Annotated in this window: 21 protein-coding genes and 1 tRNA gene; 9 read left to right on the plus strand and 13 right to left on the minus strand. The window is 37.4% G+C overall.

Going from position 1 to position 22276, the window contains the following annotated elements:
• Positions 1 to 5: 5 nt before the first annotated feature.
• Entirely contained in the window at positions 6 to 1385 is a 1380-nt protein-coding gene (locus CBF30_RS09535; protein WP_126825864.1) for a 6-phospho-beta-glucosidase, read from the plus strand.
• Positions 1386 to 1638: 253 nt separating this feature from the next.
• Positions 1639 to 3270, plus strand: coding sequence for a DNA-binding protein (locus tag CBF30_RS09540; RefSeq protein ID WP_211340500.1), 1632 nt, complete (start codon positions 1639 to 1641; stop codon positions 3268 to 3270).
• 111 nt (positions 3271 to 3381) lie between these two features.
• Here the strand turns inward: CBF30_RS09540 and CBF30_RS09545 are convergent, their stop codons facing one another.
• Positions 3382 to 3921: a dihydrofolate reductase family protein gene (locus CBF30_RS09545; RefSeq protein ID WP_126825871.1), complete on the minus strand. Its 540-nt coding sequence runs from the start codon at positions 3919 to 3921 to the stop codon at positions 3382 to 3384.
• Positions 3922 to 4021: 100 nt separating this feature from the next.
• Here CBF30_RS09545 and CBF30_RS09550 point away from each other — a divergent pair, with 100 nt between their 5' ends.
• The gene (locus CBF30_RS09550; protein WP_126825874.1) at positions 4022 to 4327 is read left to right on the plus strand and encodes a TetR/AcrR family transcriptional regulator; all 306 of its coding nucleotides are present in this window, start codon (positions 4022 to 4024) and stop codon (positions 4325 to 4327) included.
• Between the two features lie 430 nt (positions 4328 to 4757).
• On the opposite strand, the gene CBF30_RS09555 is transcribed toward CBF30_RS09550, so the two are convergent.
• The 5 genes from CBF30_RS09555 to CBF30_RS09575 form a co-directional block, all read right to left on the minus strand.
• Positions 4758 to 4830, minus strand: a tRNA-Lys gene (locus tag CBF30_RS09555).
• 123 nt (positions 4831 to 4953) lie between these two features.
• Complete coding sequence (locus CBF30_RS09560) at positions 4954 to 6933, minus strand: KUP/HAK/KT family potassium transporter (RefSeq protein ID WP_245975065.1); 1980 nt, start codon at positions 6931 to 6933, stop codon at positions 4954 to 4956.
• 310 nt (positions 6934 to 7243) lie between these two features.
• Positions 7244 to 7393 (minus strand): FeoB-associated Cys-rich membrane protein, encoded by a 150-nt coding sequence (locus tag CBF30_RS09565; RefSeq protein WP_126825877.1) that lies wholly within the window; start codon positions 7391 to 7393, stop codon positions 7244 to 7246.
• Between the two features lie 10 nt (positions 7394 to 7403).
• On the minus strand, positions 7404 to 9554 hold the full coding sequence (feoB, locus tag CBF30_RS09570) for a ferrous iron transport protein B (protein ID WP_126825880.1): 2151 nt from the start codon (positions 9552 to 9554) through the stop codon (positions 7404 to 7406).
• A gap of 5 nt (positions 9555 to 9559) precedes the next feature.
• Entirely contained in the window at positions 9560 to 10036 is a 477-nt protein-coding gene (locus CBF30_RS09575; protein ID WP_126825884.1) for a FeoA family protein, read from the minus strand.
• 416 nt (positions 10037 to 10452) lie between these two features.
• Between CBF30_RS09575 and nrdH the strand changes: the two genes are divergently transcribed.
• Genes nrdH through nrdF form a run of 4 tightly spaced genes read left to right on the plus strand, consistent with a single transcriptional unit; the run spans position 10453 to position 14207 of the window.
• Entirely contained in the window at positions 10453 to 10686 is a 234-nt protein-coding gene (gene nrdH, locus CBF30_RS09580) for a glutaredoxin-like protein NrdH (protein ID WP_126825887.1), read from the plus strand.
• 1 nt (position 10687) lies between these two features.
• Positions 10688 to 11074 (plus strand): class Ib ribonucleoside-diphosphate reductase assembly flavoprotein NrdI, encoded by a 387-nt coding sequence (nrdI, locus tag CBF30_RS09585; protein ID WP_126825890.1) that lies wholly within the window; start codon positions 10688 to 10690, stop codon positions 11072 to 11074.
• Entirely contained in the window at positions 11046 to 13208 is a 2163-nt protein-coding gene (nrdE, locus tag CBF30_RS09590) for a class 1b ribonucleoside-diphosphate reductase subunit alpha (protein WP_126826382.1), read from the plus strand. The genes nrdI and nrdE overlap by 29 nt, the downstream gene beginning before the upstream one ends.
• 21 nt (positions 13209 to 13229) lie before the next feature.
• Positions 13230 to 14207: a class 1b ribonucleoside-diphosphate reductase subunit beta gene (gene nrdF / locus CBF30_RS09595; protein WP_126825893.1), complete on the plus strand. Its 978-nt coding sequence runs from the start codon at positions 13230 to 13232 to the stop codon at positions 14205 to 14207.
• A 122-nt stretch (positions 14208 to 14329) separates the two neighbouring features.
• Here nrdF and CBF30_RS09600 read toward each other — a convergent pair whose 3' ends face one another.
• Positions 14330 to 14995, minus strand: a complete 666-nt coding sequence (locus CBF30_RS09600) for an adaptor protein MecA (protein WP_126825896.1) — start codon at positions 14993 to 14995, stop codon at positions 14330 to 14332.
• A 147-nt stretch (positions 14996 to 15142) separates the two neighbouring features.
• Entirely contained in the window at positions 15143 to 15541 is a 399-nt protein-coding gene (gene spxA / locus CBF30_RS09605; protein WP_126825899.1) for a transcriptional regulator SpxA, read from the minus strand.
• A 345-nt stretch (positions 15542 to 15886) separates the two neighbouring features.
• Between spxA and trpS the strand changes: the two genes are divergently transcribed.
• Both trpS and CBF30_RS09615 read left to right on the plus strand, forming a co-directional pair.
• The gene (gene trpS, locus CBF30_RS09610; RefSeq protein ID WP_126825902.1) at positions 15887 to 16906 is read left to right on the plus strand and encodes a tryptophan--tRNA ligase; all 1020 of its coding nucleotides are present in this window, start codon (positions 15887 to 15889) and stop codon (positions 16904 to 16906) included.
• A 78-nt stretch (positions 16907 to 16984) separates the two neighbouring features.
• Positions 16985 to 17563: an ATP-dependent Clp protease proteolytic subunit gene (locus CBF30_RS09615; protein ID WP_126825906.1), complete on the plus strand. Its 579-nt coding sequence runs from the start codon at positions 16985 to 16987 to the stop codon at positions 17561 to 17563.
• A 61-nt stretch (positions 17564 to 17624) separates the two neighbouring features.
• Here CBF30_RS09615 and CBF30_RS09620 read toward each other — a convergent pair whose 3' ends face one another.
• The 5 genes from CBF30_RS09620 to lplA form a co-directional block, all read right to left on the minus strand.
• Complete coding sequence (locus tag CBF30_RS09620) at positions 17625 to 17996, minus strand: DUF956 family protein (RefSeq protein WP_126825909.1); 372 nt, start codon at positions 17994 to 17996, stop codon at positions 17625 to 17627.
• 124 nt (positions 17997 to 18120) lie between these two features.
• A complete protein-coding gene (locus CBF30_RS09625) occupies positions 18121 to 19032 on the minus strand; it encodes a PTS system mannose/fructose/sorbose family transporter subunit IID (protein ID WP_126825912.1) in 912 nt (303 codons plus the stop codon).
• Positions 19033 to 19053: 21 nt separating this feature from the next.
• On the minus strand, positions 19054 to 19869 hold the full coding sequence (locus tag CBF30_RS09630; RefSeq protein ID WP_126825915.1) for a PTS mannose/fructose/sorbose transporter subunit IIC: 816 nt from the start codon (positions 19867 to 19869) through the stop codon (positions 19054 to 19056).
• Positions 19870 to 19899: 30 nt separating this feature from the next.
• Positions 19900 to 20886 (minus strand): mannose/fructose/sorbose PTS transporter subunit IIA, encoded by a 987-nt coding sequence (locus CBF30_RS09635; RefSeq protein ID WP_126825918.1) that lies wholly within the window; start codon positions 20884 to 20886, stop codon positions 19900 to 19902.
• Between the two features lie 380 nt (positions 20887 to 21266).
• Positions 21267 to 22274 (minus strand): lipoate--protein ligase, encoded by a 1008-nt coding sequence (gene lplA / locus CBF30_RS09640; RefSeq protein WP_126825922.1) that lies wholly within the window; start codon positions 22272 to 22274, stop codon positions 21267 to 21269.
• Between the last annotated feature and the right edge of the window lie 2 nt (positions 22275 to 22276).

The raw sequence follows: 22276 nt of genomic DNA on the forward strand, positions 1-22276 counted from the left end.
ATACTATGAATAAAGGCGTTAAGATTGTGACCATCGGTGGGGGAAGTAGTTATACCCCAGAACTAATGGAAGGATTCATTAAACGTTATGAGGAATTACCCATTCGTGAAATTTGGCTGGTGGATATTGAAGATGGCAAAGAAAAATTAGAGATAGTCGGGAAAATGGCCCAACGAATGTGGGATGCTTCACCATATGATGTCAAAATTCATCTGACACTCGACCGTCAAAAAGCACTTAAAGATGCCGATTTTGTCACGACTCAATTTCGGGTTGGCCTCTTAGAAGCTAGGATCAAAGACGAACGCATCCCTGCTTACTACGGAATGCTTGGGCAAGAAACAAACGGGGCCGGTGGGATGTTCAAAGCTTTCCGGACTATCCCTGTTATCTTAGATATTGTTGAAGATATGAAGCGTCTGTGTCCGGATGCTTGGCTAGTCAACTTTACCAACCCAAGTGGTATGGTTACCGAGGCAGTGATTCGCTACGGAAAATGGGACAAAGTAGTCGGACTATGTAATGTCCCAGTCATGGCCATGATGGTAGAACCAGAGTTACTAGGCGTTAAAACTGAGGATTTGATTTACAAATTTGCTGGGCTCAATCATTTTCATTGGCATAAGGTAGCAGATAAACACGGCAAAGATGTTACCTTAGAAATTATCAACAAGATGTACGAAGGGGATGCGGGACTGCCAACAAATATTCATGATATTCCCTTTTACAAAGAACAACTAAAACAAATGAACATGATTCCGTGTGGATATCACCGCTACTACTATAGAGAAGAAGAAATGTTGGCCTATGCGCTAGAAGAATACAAAACGATTGGAACACGAGCACAACAAGTTAAGCAAACCGAGACCGAACTTTTTGATTTATATCGCGATCCACACTTAGACCACAAGCCAGAACAATTAGCAAAACGCGGCGGTGCGCATTATTCTGACGCGGCTTGTGAAACCATTGCCTCGATCCATGCTAATAAAAATACTCATATTGTGGTTTCAACTAAAAATAATGGCGCCGTTCCAGACCTGCCTAGTGATTGTGTCGTAGAGGTTTCTGCCTATTTAGGTGCACAAGGTGCACGAGCGATTGCTTTTGGAAAGCTACCTGCTGCTGAGCGCGGATGGCTACAAGTCATGAAAAATATGGAGCTTGTTACGATTGAAGCGGCAGTCACAGGCAATTACGGTACTGCACTACAAGCATTCACCATCAATCCAATGGTTCGTTCAGGCGACACCGCTAGAAAAATACTGGATGAACTCCTTTTAGCCCACAAAAAATACTTGCCTCAATTTAAGGAAAGTATTGAACGCTTAGAAAAAGAAAAAGTTCAAATCAAAGATGAACTTTCTAGACAGCTAAGTGAATAGTCTAAAAAGTCATGAAATCTCTTAAAGCATAAAAAAGAGTTTTACAGCGAAGCTATACCCCGATTTCAGATGTGACGCAAAAGAAAAGCCTTCTTTTGTGTCACATCTTTTTTATATAACTTAAAAAATTAACAACGAAATAAAATAAAATTGTTTTAAAGTTTACAATTAAGCGTTACAATAACGCTATAAATATCAAATTGATGTTTACGGTTAACTTTGCGTGGTAAAAAAGAAAAAAGGAGTCTTGAAAATGAAAAAAATGAGTCAATTTGTTTTGCTTTCCACTCTGCTTTTAGGTATCGGAGTCAGTAACTACCCCACACTCGTTCATGCGGAAAACAACACTACACCTGCCCCTAGCATCCAACCAGCCAACACAACCAATAAGAACAAGAAGATTTTGTTTGACAACACACATGCTCAAACTGCTGGTGCCGCTGATTGGGTAATTGATGGTGGTTTTTCTGACTTTGCCAATGCTTTGGCACAAGACGGATTTTATGTTAAAGAGCTAAGAAAAGCAACTCCCATCACTCTCGAAGACTTAAAAAGTTACAGTGTTTTTGTGATTCCAGAAGCAAATATTCCTTATAAAGAAAGTGAACAAAAGGCCATCTCTGATTATGTTGAGCAAGGAGGCGCTGTTTTCTATATTGCTGATCACTATAACGCAGACCGCAATAAAAATCGCTGGGATGCCTCCGAGGTATTCAACGGTTACAGACGCGGTGCATATAACGATCCAGCAAAAGGAATGACTGCTGAAGAAAAAAATTCTTCTGCTATGCAAGGAGTTGTCAGTAGTGATTGGCTAGCGAATACTTTTGGCGTTCGTTTTCGCTATAACGCCTTAGATAATGTCGAACATGCTGGCAATCAACTATTAGATAATACGTTTGGTCTATTAGATGGCGTATCAAGCGTTGCTTTACACGCAGGAAGTACCCTTGCCATTACCAATCCCTCCGTTGCTAAAGGACTAGTCTACTTACCTTCTGGTCTAACTAGTGCCAATAAATGGTCGCATGCCGTAGATCAAGGTGTTTATAATGGGGGTGGGATTGCTGAGGGAGCCTATGTTGCAATTGCAAAGAAAGGGCTAGGAAAAGCTGCGTTTATCGGAGATTCCTCTGCAGTTGAAGATGCATCACCTAAATATAAAAATGAAGAAACCGGTGCAAAAAAAAATACCTACAATGGTTTTTCAGAAGTCAGTGACAAAACATTATTACTCAATTTAGCAAACTGGCTTTCTCAAAATGAATCCTATAAAACTTTTACTGAAAAAAACATTTCTTTATCTAGTAAAACTATTTTAGCGGCTAACGAAGCCCCTGAAAAATCAACTGAACCTCAAAGCGAGCCTTGGTCCACTTCAAAAGCTAGCTATAAATGGTGGAATCCAGCTACTTTCGCTTATGGATCATACGGATATGGTACAACAGCAACTACCGGTGATTCCAGTTCAAGTAGCAATTCATCTTCTTCAGATTCTAGCACTCCCTCTTCTGATACAAGTAGTACAACTGCTCCTACCAACACAGAAAAAAGTTATCAATTAAATTGGCCCGAAAAGATTCCATCACAAGAAGCAACCACGGTAACTATCCAATTAAACGGTTTTAAGCCAAATACCACTCTTCCCAACTTTGATATAGGCGTATATGATCAAACAGGAGTACAAGTCGGTTTTGTCCAATCAGAAAATGGAACTTGGCCCACAAGCGCGGGCTACTCACAAAAATTCAGTCTGCGCACAGATAGTACTGGTTCTTGTACCAAGCAACTATCTATCCGGGTAGAAAAATCCGGGACCCATTCTATTCGACTACGCCAAAATGCAAAAGCGCTCGTTACCAATAAACAATTTGTAGTAGAGTAAATTTTATCCTTAAAATTTTTATCTAAAACCAAAAGACAGGCAATAAAACGGTACACTTGTTTTATTGCCTGTCTTTTTTTCTTATTGTTAGCTTTGACCCTGCCGATACATTCAATCTTCTTGTTTCTTAAAAAACAAATACGTTAAGTCATTTTTAGTATAAGAACAAACAGGTTTTAGATGCGCTTCGCGTTTAATTTGATGAAACAAAGGAATCCCTTTGCCTATAATAATCGGTACAACTGCAAGGATATACTCATCAATTAGATTTTCACTGACTAGCGGATCAATCAGAGAATTTCCACCAACTATCCAAATATTTTTCCCTTTCTTAGCTTTTAACTGTTTCACTAATTTGGTTACAGGTTGATGCACAAAATGAATGTGTTCCTCTTGTGAAATATTGTCTCTTGAAGTTAGGACAAAAGACTCACACTTTTCATACGGATATTGCCCTGGAGAGAGCTCTGTTACAATTTGATCATAAGTAGTTCTCCCCAATATCACAGTGTCAATATCTCGATAGAAGTCTTCATAAGTCGTATCCTCTTCTACTATTTCTGGATCCAACCAATCAATTGATCCATCTTCTTTCGCAATATAACCATCCAAACTCACTGCTATGTATACTATTACTTTTCTCTCGTCCATAAAACGCCTCCCACCTCTTTGACAATTATTATATCAAGCTCTAAACTGAATAAAAGAGACAAAGATTGAATTTGTCTCTTGACTTTGGAGGGAAAAATTGATGAATCACACAAAACAGTCTGTCTGGCTTGACACACAAACTTTACTACTTGCTAATCATCCATTTAAAACAGTAACAATCAATCAAATATGTGCCGCCTCAAAGATTCATCGTTCAACTTTTTACCGTCTTTTCTTAGATAAATTTGATTTGTTAGAGTTTGGGATTGCACAATTATGGGAAGATTATTTCAATTGTTTGACTTTTGAAAAGCTTTCTACACCTTTTCAAACCGCAGATGGTTTTTTTCTTTTTCACAAGCCAAAAAACTCATTAGTTCTCAAAAGTTTGATCTTGAGTTACTAGAAACGATCCAACGCCTCACGCTTAACAAACTAAAACAGCAATACTTGATTTGTCTTAACGAGGAAAAAAGCGAATTAATTGCAGGATATATCTTAGCTACTATCGTCTATATTGATGACTTCAAAAGTAAAAAAAATTGTCTCCCAAAGACAAAGATGCGCTTTTTTTAGATTTAGCGCTCAACAATCCTGTAGTAAAAGAAACTTGGAAACAACCTAGCTTAGAAATTGAAACTTTTTATAAAGAATCCACTCTTACGTTACATCCAACCAATAAAAAATAATCCTTCTCAAAAAATCCCAGCTATTTTTTCTTTTTTTACCATTTTTCCGCCATTCTTGCTTTAAAAATAAAAAAGAGAATGCGTATTCCATCTTCTAAACGTCCAAAGACGCCGACAGAATACCATTCTCGTGGGTTTGGCACCCAATGGGCCGTGAGGGGTTCGAACCCGCGACCCGCTGATTAAGAGTCAGCTGCTCTACCAACTGAGCTAACGGCCCAAACATTAAAAGTATCACAAAGAGTATTTTAACATCAAATTTTACTTTTATCAATTGATTTTTAAGGAAAAAACAGAAAAAGTCTATGATTTCGACTTTTTCTGTTTCTATTTTTCTCAGAAATTATTTTCGCTCGCTTAATTTACTATATCGAGTTGCCCCAATGATCAGAGGGACCTTCTCCATAGTGGTTTCACTGTATTCTAAGCCAAACCATTCGATTGGAGAAGTGGCATATTTTTTTATCGCAAGCTTTGTCTGCATGATATATTTATCAAATTTATGGAGTGCTGTTACATTGGATAGTTCTTCTTCAATCAAGACAAATTTAAAATCCCCAACGTCTCTTCCAGGCGTAATCGAATATTTTTGTGGCTGGGGCTTAATCCTGCCAGAATTCATTAGTTCTTTAACAATTTGACGTAAATACAGATTAATACTTTGGCGGACTCTAAACCCTAAATAAAGAGTCACTTTCACGATACAATCGCTATCAAGCATATCAATTTCATATTCTCGCGTGTAAGGTTCATCCGTTACCTCTACATGCACAAACCAATACAAGTCCGCACGTTTTGGTTGCTTATCAAGTATTGAGTACATCACTTGTTGTTCGACATAATCCTCTTGTTCATGAGAAATTAAATACACCACATTGGTTTGGAACTTAGGGATTTCTTGGTCTTCTTTTAATTCAATCAATTGCGGTTTATAATCTTTCAAACGTACGGAGAGCTGCTCCCTTTTTTGAATATCATTCCCTTTTTGCCAAACAAACATCACGGCAATGATTATCACCGCAATACTTGCTGCGACATAGCCTCCGTGGAAAAATTTGGCTGCACTTGAGATAAAGAAAATACTTTCAATTGCGGCGAAAAATGCTGTTATCCCCCCAGCCAAAAGTAACGGTGTTTTTCTTTGCTTGAGGTAAAAGAATAAGAGTGCTGTCGTCATGAGCATGGTAACCGTAATCGATAGGCCATAGGCAGCTTCCATTTTTTCAGAAGAACGAAAGCCAAGAACTATCACAGAGCATAATAACCATAACCAAAAATTAGCAGCTGGAATATACATTTGTCCTCGGCTAGACCCTGGGTAAATGATGCGCAACTTAGGCAACAACTTCAATTGAATAGCTTCTGAAATCAATGTAAACGAGCCTGATATTAAAGCCTGCGAAGCAATAATTGCGGCAATTGTGGCAAATAATACCCCGACAAACATCCAAGCATTTGGTAACATTTGGAAAAAAGGATTAAAGTTCGTCATTTTTTGATAAATAGGATTATCTTTGACAGACATTAGCCAAGCCGCTTGTCCTAAGTAGTTCAATACTAGACAGATTTTTACATACGGCCAGCTAAAACGAATATTTTGTTTGCCTACATGTCCTAAATCTGAGTACAGTGCTTCTGCCCCTGTAGTGGCCAAGAAGATACTGCCCAAGATAAACAGTCCCATTTTATTTTGTGGGCTTACTAACAAATGAATGGCGTAATACGGATTAAGCGCTCGAATCATAGACCAATCTTGACTAAAATTCATCAAACCCGTCAAACCTAAAAAAGTAAACCATAGAAGCATCACAGGTCCAAAGGCTTTCCCTACAACATCAGTTCCTAAACGTTGGACTAAAAAGAGCACTAAAATAATTATGAGTGTAATCGCTACTGTAACACTCTGCTTGTTGCCAAAAAAATCAGTGTAAAGAGGAATATCTTTTAAGCCCTCAATCGCTGTTGTAACGGTAACAGCAGGGGTCAAAACCCCATCAGCAAGTAAGGCTGCACCACCTATCATTGCAGGAATCAGTAGATATTTTCCTTGTCTTTTTACAAGTGTATATAAAGAAAAGATACCTCCTTCCCCTTTGTTATCCGCATTTAAAGCAATCATTACATACTTAACAGTGGTCAAGAGCGTTAACGTCCAAAATATTAAAGAAACAACTCCTAAAATAAATTCTTTGGAGATGCCTGCAAGTCCACCATTCCCGATTAAAATCGCCTTCATTACATACAAAGGACTTGTTCCAATATCTCCATAAACGACTCCCATAGCAACTAAAAGTCCTGCCATGCTCAACTTTTTCTTATCCATCTGTCCGGTCTTTTCAGCCACACTTTATTCCCCCTTTACACAATCCACATTTTATTCTTAAATCAGGTAGTAGAAAAAAACGACCTAAGTAAGATCGTCAAAATAGACGAGTTACTTAGGTCTTGCAATTTCATTTTTGAACCAGTGGACTTTCGACCACTTGACGTTGTTGATTCAAAATCAGCTCTTTCCATCGAAAGGTCTGTCGCTACTCCCCTAATTTCAAGTTTATTATCACTAAGTTTGAACGAAATAGCAAATGTTAGATTCAAAAATTATAAAATTCATAAAAATTTTGAATAAAAAAGGGTTATTTTTTTACTTTGGTTCTCTTTTCTCTGATCTCACACTTACAATCAGAACAGCCACAGCTTCCCTTGCTACCTTTTTTGATATAGGTATTATAGATAATATAGCCTGCCGTTCCAAAAATAATCCCTGCAACCACCCAAGTAGCCATACTTTCCCTCCTATTCTGACGTTGTCGATAAATTCTGTATGGACAAAGACTTAACTCTTTTTGGTTTTCTTACAAGTGCATAGATAATAAAAGCAATACATAAACATGCGCTTACCTGACCTACTCCAAAAATACCATTTTCAACAAGCCAATGACCTAGTTGATAGGCCACAAAGCTGACAACATAGGCTAACCCGCATTGGTAGCCAACCGCAATCAATGTCCACTTCCACATTACTAGCTCTCTATGAATCGCACCAATTGCAGCAAAGCAGGGTGCGCATAATAAATTAAACAACAGGAATGAATAGCCTGATAACGGAGTAAAGGATTTTTGTAATAATGGCCAGATTTCGTTTCCATTTTCAGAAACTTCTTTCATCCCACCATATAAAATTCCAAATGTATTCACAACATTTTCTTTCGCTACTAAACCTGTAATTGTCGCAACTGTTGCTCGCCAGTTTCCCCAGCCTAATGGTGCAAACAAAAAGGCAAATAAATTTCCGAAACTTGCTAAAATACTATGATTCTCAGAAACACTTTGCAACTGAAAATTATAACTAGAAGTAAACCAAATTAGGATACTGCACACAAAGATGATGCTGCCAGCTTTTTTTACAAAAGATTTGGTCCGATCCCAAGTCTGGATCAAGATTCCTTTAAGATTCGGTAGATGATACGAAGGTAATTCCATGATAAATGGAGCTGGATCCCCTGAAAATAATTTTGTTTTCTTTAACATAATTCCAGAGATCACAATTGCACCAATCCCTACAAAATAAGCAGAAGGCGCCACCCAACTATTTTTTGGGAAAAATGCGCCTGAAATTAGCGCAATAATTGGCAACTTAGCTGAGCATGGCATAAAAGTAGTCACCATGACCGTCATTCGTCGATCTTTCTCATTTTCAATTGTACGACTCGCCATCACACCTGGGACACCACAACCTGTCGCGACAAGCATGGGAATAAACGACTTACCTGAAAGTCCAAATTTTCTAAAGAAGCGATCCATCACAAACGCAATCCGCGACATATAGCCACAATCCTCTAAAAAAGCTAAACACAAGAAAAGCACAGCCAATTGTGGCACAAAACCTAGGACTGCTCCCACCCCTGCAATGATTCCATTTAAAATCAGTGATTGGAGCCACTCTGCAACGTGTAGTGAACTTAAAAAAGCTTGGGCCATATTCGGAACATAATCACCAAATACAACATCATTTAAATAATCGGTTCCCATTGTCCCAATTGTCTGAATTGATAGATAGTAAACAAGCCACATTACAAAGGCAAAAATCGGGAGTGCTAGCCACCTATTTGTGACAACTTTATCAATCCGATCACTCACTATCCGGTGTGATTCTTGATGTTCAATTTGTGCAAGGGCAATCATCTTTTCAAGCCAATCATACCGCTCATTGACAACAATACTCTCACTGTCATCTCCAAAAATTTTTTCCGTAATCAAAATAATTTCTTCTATTGTATCATCCTCTTGCTCGGTTAAGGAAACCAACTGTTGGACGCTAGTTTCTCGCTCAAATAGTTTGATAGAAAACCACCGAATTTGTGTATCGGGTACTTTCCCAGCAATTATTTCTTCAATTTGCACAAGCGCTGCTTCTAAGCGATCATCATATCTAGGAAACACAGGTGTCTCTCTTTTTTGAGCCTTTTCAACCGTCAAGTTTATCACCTGATCTATGCCACGGTGCTTTAGTGCACTCGTTGCCACAACAGGAACGCCTAATCCGTACGCTAGTTTCTCTGTATTTAATACATCCCCTTGTTTTTTTACCAAATCAATCATGTTTAGGGCAATCACAACGGGAACCCCTAATTCTAAAAGTTGCGTGGTCAAATATAAATTTCGCTCCAAATTGGTAGCATCCACCACATTTAAAATGGCATCTGGTGAATCATTTAACAAGTATTCTCGCGTCACTACTTCTTCTGGTGAATACGGTGATAAAGAATAGATTCCTGGTAAATCTTGGATAAAAACAGCTTTTTCTTTTTTTAATCGTCCTTCTTTTTTTTCTACCGTAACCCCCGGCCAATTTCCCACATACTGATTGGCTCCTGTCAACTCATTAAAGACGCTTGTTTTTCCGCTATTTGGATTTCCAGTTAAGGCAATTGTTACATTTTCCATTCTGCTTACCCTTCCAATTCTCTTACCAAGATACACTTGGCTTCATCTTTTCTTAGGCTAAGTTCGTAACCCCGAAGCTTAATATCGATTGGATCCCCTAGAGGTGCTACATTTCTAATAAATAAGGAAACCCCTCTGGTTACCCCCATGTCCATCAAACGTCTTTTTACTGCGCCTCTTCCAAGTACTTTCGTAACCTCTGCATGCGAACCAATTTTCAATTGATCTAATGATAAATAATTTTCCTGCTTGTTTTCATAATTTTCTTCAAAAAATAATTGCTCACTCAGCTCTTTCGTAATGGCTAAACGTGCTTGATGTACCTGAATAATGTAACTATCACGACTATTCCCCGAAGATATTTGAACTTTGGCACCTTTCACAAGCCCCAAATTAGCCAAATGTTTTTCAGAAATACTTTTATCTCTTACCCCTGCAAAAAAATATGCTTTCCCAGTTTCCGTTTGATTTAGTGGAATCAATCCATCACCTCATTTGTCAATTAGCACAATCCATAAATGATAATCGTTCTCACTATATAATTTACGCCTACTTTTATAAGAAGTCAATGAAGTTTTCAAAATATGCTCATTGTTTAGCTGTCTTTCTTCTACTATATGTTGTGCTACTTATTGTGGTATTTTTTTGTCTGTCTCTTCCTCTTGATGCACTACAAGATTTAAAAATACATGCTGCACACAAAAAACTGCAACTGTTATTTTTGATTTTGAAAATACGAAATGAAAGCTTGCCTTGTCTCTTATCCAAAGGCCTCACCTACAATTCGTAGTACCTACCAAGTATATATATCACAATATATAGTGTTTTGATATTGACTTTTCCAGTACAACGTATATACTATTAACTACAAGAGATGAAAGTTTAGGAGGACAAAATCATGCAAACTATTACTTTATATACAAAAAACAATTGCCCACAATGCAAAATGACCAAACGCTTTTTAGCAGACAAAAATGTCGCATTCGAAGAAAAAAATATCGATAATGAACCACAATATATTGATTGGTTAAAAGAACAAGGATTTAGAAGTGTTCCGATTGTTACAGCAAAAGAAACACAGATGACAATTGTTGGATTTAGACCCGATCAATTACGTACTTTGGCAGTTTAATATGAAGCTTGTCTTTTTTTCTCTCACCGGACAAACTAGACGCTTTGTCAGTAAAACAGAATTTTCCAGCATGGAAATTCTTCCTGACAATCCTTTTCACGAAATAACTGAACCGTTTATTTTAGTCGTCCCTACTTATGATGAAGATGTCACAGAAGTAGTGGACGATTTTGTTGATTATAAGCAAAATCAAAAATTTTTAATCGGAATTGCTGGATCAGGAAACTTGAACTTTGGTCCTCTTTTTGTCTATACGGCTAAAAATCTAGCAAAAAAATATGGCGTGCCGTTACTCTATTCTTTCGAGTTTAGTGGTACAATAGAAGATGTAAAAAAATTTAAGAAAGTAGTGAGTGAAATTGACGTTAAAAGACCTGACAGATGTTAGCTATTTTAAGCTAAATAACGAGATCAATCGTCCCATCGATGACCAAATTCCACTTCAAAAAGATAAAGAAGCCTTAGCAGCTTTTTTCAAAGAGAATGTGGTTCCAAACACTAAAACATTTCCTTCTATTGAAGAAAAAATAAATTATTTAATCCAGCATGATTTCTTAGAAGAAGAATTTTTAAGCAAATATTCTATGACATTCATTGCTTCTTTGTATCAATTTTTAGATGAACAACATTTTGAGTTTAAGTCTTTTATGGCTGCATATAAATTTTATAACCAATATGCCTTAAAAAACAATGAAGGCACGAAGTATTTGGAAAGCTATGAAGACCGTGTGGCGTTCAATGCGCTTTACTTTGCAGATGGAAATGAGGAATTAGCCCTAGCACTAGCAGACGAAATGATTCATCAACGTTATCAACCTGCGACTCCTTCCTTTTTAAATGCTGGTAGAAAACGTCGTGGTGAGTTAGTTTCTTGTTTCTTACTACAAGTAACAGATGACATGAATAGTATCGGCCGCTCAATCAATAGCGCCCTTCAATTATCGCGTATTGGCGGCGGTGTTGGAATTTCTCTTGCTAACCTAAGAGAAGCTGGAGCTCCTATCAAAGGCTTTGATGGTGCAGCAAGTGGTGTCGTTCCAGTCATGAAGCTTTTTGAAGATAGCTTTAGCTACAGTAATCAACTAGGGCAGCGCCAAGGAGCTGGTGTGGTTTATCTGAATGTTTTCCATCCAGATATTTTAGCCTTCTTATCTGCTAAAAAAGAAAATGCAGATGAGAAAATTCGCGTAAAAACACTCTCATTAGGCGTTGTTATTCCAGATAAGTTTTATGAATTAACTCGTAAAAATGAAGAAATGTATCTCTTTAGCCCTTACAGTGTGGAACGAGAATACGGTATTCCGTTTTCATATCTTGATATTACAAAAGAGTACGATCGTCTGGTTCAAAACCCTAACATTCGTAAAGTCAAAATCAATGCACGTGAACTTGAAAATGAGATTAGTAAATTACAACAAGAGTCTGGGTACCCGTATATTATCAATATTGATAGCGCCAATCGACAAAATCCTGTGGACGGAAAAATCATTATGAGCAATCTTTGCTCCGAAATTTTGCAAATACAAGAGCCCTCGTTAATCAACAATCGGCAAGAATATGAAGTCCTAGGTACCGATATTAGTTGCAACCTTGGTTCAACGAATATTGTCAATTTAATGAGCAGCCCTGACTTTGGTAAATCAGTCCGCACAATGACTCGTGCATTAACTTTCGTCACCGATGCTTCTGAAATTGAAGTCGTTCCTTCAATTCAAAACGGCAATCGTCTCAACCATACAATCGGTCTTGGAGCGATGGGCTTACATACATTCTTTGCTAAAAATCAAATGGAATATGGTTCAGAAGAATCCTTGGACTTTACAGATATCTACTTCATGCTATTAAATTACTGGACTTTAGTGGAAAGTCATGCGATTGCAAAAGAAAGAAAAGAAGTCTTTCATAATTTTGAAAAATCGGATTATGCATCTGGAAATTACTTTGATCGTTATATCAATCAAGTGGTATTACCAAAAACTGAAAAAGTAAAAGACATTTTTAAAGATATCTTCTTACCTTCTGCAAGCGATTGGCAAGCTCTAAAAGATGCCGTAAAAAAAGATGGACTTTACCATCAAAATCGTTTAGCTGTGGCGCCAAATGGCTCTATTTCCTATATTAACGATACAAGTGCAAGCATTCATCCAATTACACGTCTCATTGAAGAACGTCAAGAAAAGAAAATTGGAAAAATTTATTATCCTGCGCCAAGTTTGTCAAACGATACACTCAAATATTATACGTCTGCTTATGACATGGATATGCGTAAAGTAATTGATGTTTACGCAACTGCACAAAAGCATGTGGATCAAGGAATGAGTTTAACTTTGTTCTTACGTTCAGAGATTCCTGAGGGCTTGTATGAGTGGAAAGACTCAACCACCAAGCAAACGACACGCGATTTAAATATCTTGCGTCATTATGCGTTCCATCAAGGAATAAAATCAATCTATTATGTACGTACGTTTACAGACGATGCAGAAGAAATTGGTAGTAATGCCTGTGAAAGCTGTGTTATTTAAGAAGGAATAGGAGGAGAAAAAGTGAATAATACGTATTATGAGGCAATCAACTGGAATGCCTTAGAAGATGTCATTGATAAATCAACCTGGGAAAAGCTAACCGAACAGTTTTGGTTAGATACACGTATCCCTTTGTCTAACGACTTAGACGACTGGAGAAAATTGTCTGATTTAGAAAAGAAAACGGTTGGGCTAGTCTTTGGAGGGTTAACTCTTTTAGATACTATCCAATCTGAAAATGGGGTAGAAGCCATTCGTTATGATGCTCGTACGCCGCATGAAGAGGCTGTTTTAAACAACATTCAATTTATGGAATCAGTTCATGCTAAAAGTTATTCTTCCATTTTCAGTACTCTGAATACTAAAGCTGAGATTGATGAAATATTCGCATGGACAAATACCAATGAATATTTACAAAAAAAAGCCAAAATTGTCAATGAAATTTATAAAACCGGTACTGCTTTAGAGAAAAAAGTGGCCAGTGTATTCTTGGAAACATTCTTATTTTATTCTGGTTTTTATACCCCACTTTACTACTTGGGCAATAATAAGTTACCCAATGTGGCTGAGATCATCAAGCTAATTATTCGCGATGAATCCGTACACGGAACCTATATCGGCTATAAATTCCAGCTAGGTTTTAATGAATTATCTCAAGAAGAACAAGAAAAAATGGAAGACTGGATGTATACCCTTTTATATGAACTCTATGAAAATGAAGAGAAATACACCGAACTTTTATATGATGACCTTGGTTGGACTGAGGAAGTCAAAACCTTCTTAAGATATAACGCTAACAAGGCTTTAATGAATTTAGGGTTGAATCCCCTCTTTCCTGATACTGCAAATGATGTCAATCCCATCGTGATGAACGGTATTTCAACGGGGACCAGTAATCATGACTTCTTCTCTCAAGTGGGAAATGGTTATTTACTAGGCAGTGTAGAAGCTATGAAAGAGGACGATTACCTCATCGGTGTACCTAAAGACACGCACTAGAATCTCCATAAAAAGGATGTAGAGCACAGAATGTTTCTGTGCTCTACATCCTTTTTTAAGCGCAACGCTAAAAACCACACTAGGAATGTGACTTCTGATGTGGTTTCTAACTGAATATTGCGCTATTTGAAATAATGTCTTGTTAGTTCAAGTGCCGTTTGTCTCATAAGCAACTGTCCATACTCAGATAAAATCTCTGGTGTGGTCTTTGTTTTTCTTGAAAACTCCAGTAGTTGCGCCTTCGCATCTTGAATTGCTTCTTCTGAAAGCTCATCAGTAAAGAATGTTACCTGTAAGAAGTATTCGTTGTTCATTTCGTACAAATTCGTTTGAACATTTTCAAGATAGACTTCTTTGGCTAATTGGACCATTTCTTCAAAACTAGCTAAACGAAAAACTTCTTCCGTATATTTTTTTTCGATGGTATCTTCATGCTCTTCAGTGGAATCTTCGGTTGCTTCTTTCATCATTTGACTTTTCACAAATTCCGTTAGCTCATCTGAATTCATCCCCTCAGAAAGCTCTGTGAGATTCATACCTTCACTTGTGCTGTTATTCTTACTAATAAATAACTCTAATCCATCTCGGTTGGGTAGCACTTGGAACGTAATCGCATCTGTTTCTTGAAATTGTTCCTCTACATCCACCTCTTCTAAGATACTGTAGAAAAAGCTCTCAATTTGTTTATGATTACCTAACAAATCCAAAAAAGTAATGCCACGCTCCGCTAAATCTTCATTCTCAATCAAAACACGGATAGTGTTCTCATTAATATGCTCCATTTCCATACTGCTACACCTCACTTTTTTAAACAATCTCTCTATTATTTATTAACTCTATAGCACCATTGTAGCTGAAAACGAAAAAAAGTAAAGAGAAAAACCCATAGAAATACCTCGCTCAAAAATAAGCGAGGCCTTTTTGTTTTTATGTTTCTAGAATCCAGCCATTAATTGTGCCTGGCGTAGTTCTAATGCTCGAACATCTCTAGGTAAGAAACGACGAATTTCATCTTCATTAAACCCAACTTGAAGACGTTTTTCGTCAATCATGATTGGACGACGTAATAATCCTGGATTTTTTTGGACAAGCTCTAAAAGATCTTGTAGTGGTAAATCATCTAAATCCATGTCTAGTTTTTGGAATACCTTTGAACGTGTAGAAATGATTTCTTCCGTTCCATCCTCTGTCATTTGCAAAATTGCTTTCAACTCACTAATATTTAGTGGCTCTGAAAAGATATTTCTTTCTGTGAAACGAATATCATGTTCTTGCAACCATGCACGCGCTTTACGACAAGATGTACAACTTGGAGAAGTATAAAGTGTTAACATAGGTATCACTCCTTCTTTATGTAATCTGCATCTAGAAATTTGGTACAGCAACTTAATCTGTAATCTCTATATTTATATTATAGCGCACTCTCATTTAAATTTCCATAGTTTTTCATAAATCTTTTTTATTTATTCCACAGAAAAGCATTGGTACTATCACTTTTATCAGTAACTTTAAACAAATTTAATTTCTGTATAAAATCTTCATATTTCGTTTAACTAAGATTCACATTAAAGTGATACAGTACTTAAAACGTGTCGTTGTTTCTTGAAATATCCCCTACATTTTCTCTTGATTTTTGCTATAATGAAAGAAAATGCATATAGTTAGGAAGTTTTGTGATAATGGAAACTATTTTCTCTGGAATTCAACCAAGCGGTACACCTACCATCGGAAATTACATAGGAGCAATGCAGCAATTTGTTGCACTACAAGAAGATTATGATTGTTATTTTTGCGTAGTAGATGAGCATGCCATCACCGTTCCTCAAGATCGCTTAAAATTGCGTCAACAAACCCTCAGTTTAGCTGCACTATACCTAGCAATCGGTTTAGACCCCAAAAAAGCAACAATCTTTATTCAATCAGAAGTCTCGGCTCATGCAGAGGCTGCTTGGATTGTTCAATGCAACACGACCCTAGGTGAGTTGGAGCGCATGACCCAATTCAAAGACAAGTCGCAAAAAACTGGGCGCACAGGCGTCAGTGCTGCGCTACTGACCTACCCTCCACTTATGGTAGCTGACATCGTCTTATACCAAACAAATCTCGTCCCAGTAGGCGAAGATCAAAAGCAACACTTGGAACTCACACGCGACTTTGTAATGCGTTTTAACCGTAAGTACGCTTCTGAAAGTCAGCCAATTTTGACCGTTCCAGAAGTAAAAATCCCCAAGCAAGGGGCCCGTATTATGAGTTTACAAGATCCTACCAAAAAAATGAGCAAATCAGATACAAATCCTAAAGGGTATATCTCCATGCTAGATGAGCCAGCCGTCATTCGTAAAAAAATTCGTTCAGCCGTGACCGACTCAAGCGGAAAAATCGAATATGATGTAGAAAATAAGCCGGGGATTTCCAACCTTTTAACGATTTTCTCTTCTTTTTCTGGTCAAACAATCTCCGAATTAGAAACGCGTTATCAAAATAGCGGCTATGGAGCATTCAAAGCAGACCTTGGCGAGGCGATTGTATCCGTCATGGAACCACTACAAGAAAAATATCATGAATTACTAAGCTCTGATGAGTTGCAAGACATCTTAGACATTGGTGCTGAAAAAGCTAATTTTGTCGCAGCTAAAACGTTAAGAAAAATGAAAAATGCTGTAGGTCTAGGACGTAAACCTAGAAAAATAAAGCGCTGAGTCTTCATTTGGCATTCTCAACCCCTTTGTGCTAAAATAAACTTAATCGAGAAATACTCGTAATTGGAGGCGACATAAATGAGTGAACAACCAACAAAATCAAACGACACAAATGCTTTGTTGACACAAAAACTAATTGATAACCGTACAATTTTAATCTACGGAGAAATTACGCAAGAACTAGCAAAAGAAGTTTCCAGTCAGTTGTTATTACTTGAATCGATTAATGACGAACCGATTAAGATTTTTATTAACAGTCCTGGTGGTCATGTGGAATCTGGCGACACCATCCATGACATGATTCAATTTGTAAAACCTGATGTATACGTGATTGGTACAGGTTGGGTAGCTAGTGCAGGGATTACGATTTATTTAGCCGCACAAAAAGAACATCGCTACAGCTTACCAAACACGCGCTACATGATTCATCAGCCAGCAGGTGGTGTTCAAGGGCAAAGTACTGAAATTCAGATTGAAGCCAAAGAAATTGTTCGTATGCGTGAGCGTGTAAATCGTATTATTGCTGAAGCTACTGGACAAACGTATGAAAAAGTCTCAAAAGATACCGATCGTAACTTTTGGTTAGGTGTAAATGAAGCCAAAGACTATGGCATCGTGGATAAAATTATTCGAACTACAGACGAAGTAGGCAAATAAGCCGATTCATTTGCAAAAACCCTCCCATACAAAGTGGAAATCCCTTTGTATGGGAGGGTTTTTAGTTTCTGTTCCTTGATTTAAAGGCTCGCTTAATGCTATCAAAAAAGCCAAGAGATTGAACCATATGGCTAGGCTCTACATAATTGCGTATCCCCTTCAGTACTTTTTTTGGTTGCTTTGAAGAAAAAGTAAACGTCCCTTGCTTTTTAGTTTGAAGCGCATAACGTGGAATCCATCTCCCTTTAAACATCACAGAAGCAACCACATAGTCGACCTCTTCCCATGGAATTTGAATAAATTTATGTACATCACGATTATTATAAAACTCAAAGCCATTGTTTCCAATCATGATTTTCCCATAGTCTGTTAAACCAGTAAATGCTGTGGCGTCCATGACCAAGTCAACTTTTGTATTTAACGATTGTACCATTTCAATTCTCCTTTCTTTTTTATTATGCTTTTATTTTCATTTATTTAGCGAATAAAAGCAGTCTTTCATCCTTATTTTGCAAAAGGAGAGAAAAGACTGCTTTTTACTACTATAATTGGTTCAATTATAAAAGACCCACCACATGACCTAAAACCCCAACTACAAATAATCCTAAAATGATAACAATCGGACTAACTTTTTTCTTCAGTAAGAACATGCAGAAGAATGTAAGTAAAAGTGCCGCTAGCCCTGGGATAAGCTGATCTAAGTTATTTTGTAAAGTTGTTACTTTTGTATTCGATAATGCCAGACCCGAGTTTACTTGTTCAAAAGCTTTTTTAAGACCTTCTCCTCCGGTAGGGAGTTTATCCCATTCGATATAAGCACCCTTATCTAATTTGACTTCTGAAACAATTGGTAAAAATTTAATTGACACCCACCGTTGCACAAGAGCAGCTAGTACAAACATCCCTAAAATGGAAGCACCTTTCGTGATGTCCTGTAAGACTCCCCCTGATAAATCATCGGTAATTTTAGACCCTGCTTTATAACCAAATTCTTGTGTATACCACATAAATGCCCAACGAATAAGATTCCATGCCACAAAGAAAATAATCGGACCTAAGACATTTCCTCCCATGGCAAGGGATGCACCAAGAGCACCAAGCATTGGTCTAACAGTAAACCAAAACACTGGATCCCCCACACCTGCAAGTGGCCCCATCATCCCAACTTTTACCCCTTGAATCGCCACATCATCTACTGGTGCTCCATTAGCGCGTTCTTCTTCTAGTGCTAATGTTACACCCAAAACCGGTGACGCGAGGTAAGGATGGGTATTAAAGAACTCTAAGTGGCGTTTTAAAGCCGATGAACGATCTTCTTTTGTTTTATATAATTTTTTAATTGCGGGAATCATGGAAAAGGTCCAACCACCATTTTGCATCCGTTCATAATTCCATGAACCTTGTAAGAAAGTGGAACGTAGCGCCACCGCTAACCGATCTTTTTTGGTTAAATGTATTTTATTTGCCATTTTTCTTTTCCTCCTCAAACCTTAATAGTCGTTCAAAATATCATCAAGTGGATCTCCTGTGTTGCCTCCACCATTATTTGAAGAGCCACCCATTTTAGAGAGGTTCAAATAAATAAGTGCTAGTGCAACCCCAAGTGCGCCAAGTGCAATCAACGTTAATTGTGTAATTGCCGCTACTACAAATCCGATAATAAAAAATGGCCATACTTCTTTTGTTGCCATCATATTGATTACTAAGGCATACCCCACAGCTACAACCATTCCCCCACCAATTGCCATTCCTTCGGTTAACCAAGTAGGCATTGACTCTAAAAAATTTTGAACAGTTTGTGCTGGAATAAATAAAAGTGCTGCTGCTGGAATAGCAATCCGGATTCCTTGCATACACACAGCTAATATGTGAAGCAACTCAATTTTTTTAATGTCTCCTTTTTCTGCAGCTGCATCCATCAAATGAACGATTGGAACAGCTAATGTCCGAACAATCATCGTTAGAAAAAGACCGGCAACTGCAAGCGGTACCGCGATAGCAATGGATGACGTCACGGCATCCTTTACTGTAATATTTTGGGCCCCCAGTGCTTTGACTAAAATAATCGCAGAAGCAACTGCTGCAAGAGCTGCATCTGGTGCAACTGCTGCGCCAATATTGGCCCAACCAAGTGCAATCATTTGAAGTGTTCCTCCCAAAATAACGCCAGCCGTTAAATGCCCCGTTACAAGACCGATTAATGTACAGGCAATCAAGGGTTGATGAAACTGAAATTGATCTAATATTCCTTCCATACCAGCTAAAAATGCAATAAATATAATGAAAATAATTGATAGAACTGACATAATACCCCTCCTATTTCAAGCTTTTTATGTTTAACTGCGTGCAAACTCATTTTTCGCTTTTTTAAGTAATTCATTCATATTTCCTTTAGAATCATTAGGAACTTTTCGTACATCAAATTCGATCCCTTTGTCTTTCAACTTTTCAAAAGTCTCAATATCTTCTTTGCCCATCGATAATACTTTGTTTACGACAACTTTCCCTACAGAATGTGCCATTGATCCAACATTGATTGTTTTAAGCTCCACTCCAGCTTCAACCACGCGTAAAACATCTTCTGGATTTTCAAACAATAGTAATGCTTTTGTACCACCAAAACGTGGATCCTTCGAAATCTTAATTAGCTTTTCAATTGGTATTACATTCGCCTTCACGCCGGGAGGTGCAGCTTGTTCAATTAACTTTTTCCGTAACTCATCCTTCGATACACCGTCCGAAACAACAATAATTCGTGTTGGTAAAGTTGATTTGGTCCACGCAGTTGCAACTTGACCGTGAAGCAGCCGAGAATCAATCCGCGCTAGTACAAAGGTGATTTTTCCTTCTCCAACAACAGTGCCCTCGGGTATACTTCCATGCTTTACAACTCCACTTGTTGAGTCCTCACCCGTAGCAGGTTGCCCTAAACTCTCCGGCAAAACCTTTATCCCAACTTTTGCTTCTTTTAAAATATGCGTCGCAATTACGTGCGCTGAGTCCATCGACAGACGTGAGGCATACGTTTCAATTAGCATCGGTAAATTTAAACCGCTTACAATTGCACGTGAAGCCTTTTGTTCTTCGACTAAAGCACTCGCTTGATTAAATGGAGTTCCTCCCCATAAATCAACTAAAAATAGTACTTGCTCTCCTTCAAATGAGGCAATCGCCTGTTCCATTTTTTTACGAATATTTTCAGGCCCTTCACTCGGCAAAAGAGTCACTGCTGCAACATTTTCTTGTTCTCCAAAAATCATTGAACCAGATTGCTTGATCCCACTTGCAAATTCACCATGACTCGCAATTATAATGCCTACCATGTGGAAATCCCTCCTAATAAATTTATTCTTTTTTTGTTTGTAACTCAGACATTGTTGAAGTAGTCACTTTTCAAAACATACCAATTTTAAAAAATAATCATAAAAAATAAAAATAAATGGCAACGATTGGTATTTTGACGCTTAACTTTTTTGTCTTTTTACTAATAAAGACTGATTTAATCCCTAATGTCTCCTTTCTGGAATCAAAAGTAGTTGATTCGTAAACTTTTCTCATCCTTGTTCATTATACACTCGGATTAATTTAATCGTCAATCATCTCCAACTGTTTGTTAATATTTATCTAAGCGTTCTTCCATTTTTTCTATTTTTCTAATAAAAAAGAGTAGAAAATAATTTCTACTCTGATATTAACTAAAAAACTAGTAAAGCAAAGAAACAAATTCTTCTGCTTCAATATTTCCAAAATATTTTTTTAAATCTATCGTTTCTACCACCGTACGGATGGCCTCTTTTTCATATTTTGTATTTTGAAGGATGGATTCCACATCTTTGATTTCACCAAGTCCAAAAAAATCACCAAAAATTCGGATATCTTGAATCATTCCATGCTCAACATTCATTTTGACTTCAATAGAACCGATTGGGAAACGTTTGCGCCTTGAAAGATCAAAAGCTGGAGACTTTCCGTAATTCCAATCCCAATTATTGTAATAGTCGTTGGAAATTTGATGAATTTTTTGCCAATCTTTTTCTGTCAATTGATACATTTTCACTTCACTTTTATCGTTAACCTTAAAAATTTTGAGCAAGATATCATCACGAAAATCTTTCGTAGTCATCATTTGATGTCTATCAGAAAGAAATGGTTTGATATTCGTTACCCGAGAACGAATCGATTTGATTCCTTTTGATTCAATTTTATCCTTGCGAACCTTTAGCGCATGAACAACCTCATTGATATCACTATCAAACATAATTGTGCCGTGTGCAAACATTCTCCCATTCGTTGAATACATTGCATTTCCAGAGAATTTTTTATCTTTAATGACCAAATCGTTTCGTCCCTTAAGCTCTGCATCTTTCACACCCACCGCATGTAATGCTTCTATAATTGGTTGTGTAAACTTAGCGAAATCTCTAAAAGAATTGCCATCATCTGGCATAATAAAACTGAAATTCAAGTTGCCAAAGTCATGATATACCGCTCCCCCACCACTTAGGCGGCGTACTACATGAATTCCTTTTTCTTCTACGTACTCTTTATTAATTTCCTCAATCGTATTTTGATTTCTTCCTATAATAATCGAAGGTTCATTGATATAAAATAATAAAATGGGTTCATCCAGAGGCATTTCTTTTAATAGATAAGTTTCAATAGCCAAATTAATTCTCGGATCAGTTCCCTCTTCATTGGACACAAAAATCATTC

The organism is Vagococcus entomophilus, assembly GCF_003987595.1.
GTDB classification, from domain to species: domain Bacteria; phylum Bacillota; class Bacilli; order Lactobacillales; family Vagococcaceae; genus Vagococcus_E; species Vagococcus_E entomophilus.

Coding starts and splice junctions, on each gene's coding strand:
- CBF30_RS09535 (WP_126825864.1), top strand. CDS start 6: ATGAATAAAGGCGTTAAGATTGTGACCATCGGTGGGGGAAGTAGTTAT.
- CBF30_RS09540 (WP_211340500.1), top strand. CDS start 1,639: ATGAAAAAAATGAGTCAATTTGTTTTGCTTTCCACTCTGCTTTTAGGT.
- CBF30_RS09545 (WP_126825871.1), bottom strand. CDS start 3,921: ATGGACGAGAGAAAAGTAATAGTATACATAGCAGTGAGTTTGGATGGT.
- CBF30_RS09550 (WP_126825874.1), top strand. CDS start 4,022: ATGAATCACACAAAACAGTCTGTCTGGCTTGACACACAAACTTTACTA.
- CBF30_RS09560 (WP_245975065.1), bottom strand. CDS start 6,933: ATGGATAAGAAAAAGTTGAGCATGGCAGGACTTTTAGTTGCTATGGGA.
- CBF30_RS09565 (WP_126825877.1), bottom strand. CDS start 7,393: ATGGCTACTTGGGTGGTTGCAGGGATTATTTTTGGAACGGCAGGCTAT.
- feoB (WP_126825880.1), bottom strand. CDS start 9,554: ATGGAAAATGTAACAATTGCCTTAACTGGAAATCCAAATAGCGGAAAA.
- nrdH (WP_126825887.1), top strand. CDS start 10,453: ATGCAAACTATTACTTTATATACAAAAAACAATTGCCCACAATGCAAA.
- nrdI (WP_126825890.1), top strand. CDS start 10,688: ATGAAGCTTGTCTTTTTTTCTCTCACCGGACAAACTAGACGCTTTGTC.
- CBF30_RS09600 (WP_126825896.1), bottom strand. CDS start 14,995: ATGGAAATGGAGCATATTAATGAGAACACTATCCGTGTTTTGATTGAG.
- spxA (WP_126825899.1), bottom strand. CDS start 15,541: ATGTTAACACTTTATACTTCTCCAAGTTGTACATCTTGTCGTAAAGCG.
- trpS (WP_126825902.1), top strand. CDS start 15,887: ATGGAAACTATTTTCTCTGGAATTCAACCAAGCGGTACACCTACCATC.
- CBF30_RS09615 (WP_126825906.1), top strand. CDS start 16,985: ATGAGTGAACAACCAACAAAATCAAACGACACAAATGCTTTGTTGACA.
- CBF30_RS09620 (WP_126825909.1), bottom strand. CDS start 17,996: ATGGTACAATCGTTAAATACAAAAGTTGACTTGGTCATGGACGCCACA.
- CBF30_RS09625 (WP_126825912.1), bottom strand. CDS start 19,032: ATGGCAAATAAAATACATTTAACCAAAAAAGATCGGTTAGCGGTGGCG.
- CBF30_RS09630 (WP_126825915.1), bottom strand. CDS start 19,869: ATGTCAGTTCTATCAATTATTTTCATTATATTTATTGCATTTTTAGCT.
- CBF30_RS09635 (WP_126825918.1), bottom strand. CDS start 20,886: ATGGTAGGCATTATAATTGCGAGTCATGGTGAATTTGCAAGTGGGATC.
- lplA (WP_126825922.1), bottom strand. CDS start 22,274: ATGATTTTTGTGTCCAATGAAGAGGGAACTGATCCGAGAATTAATTTG.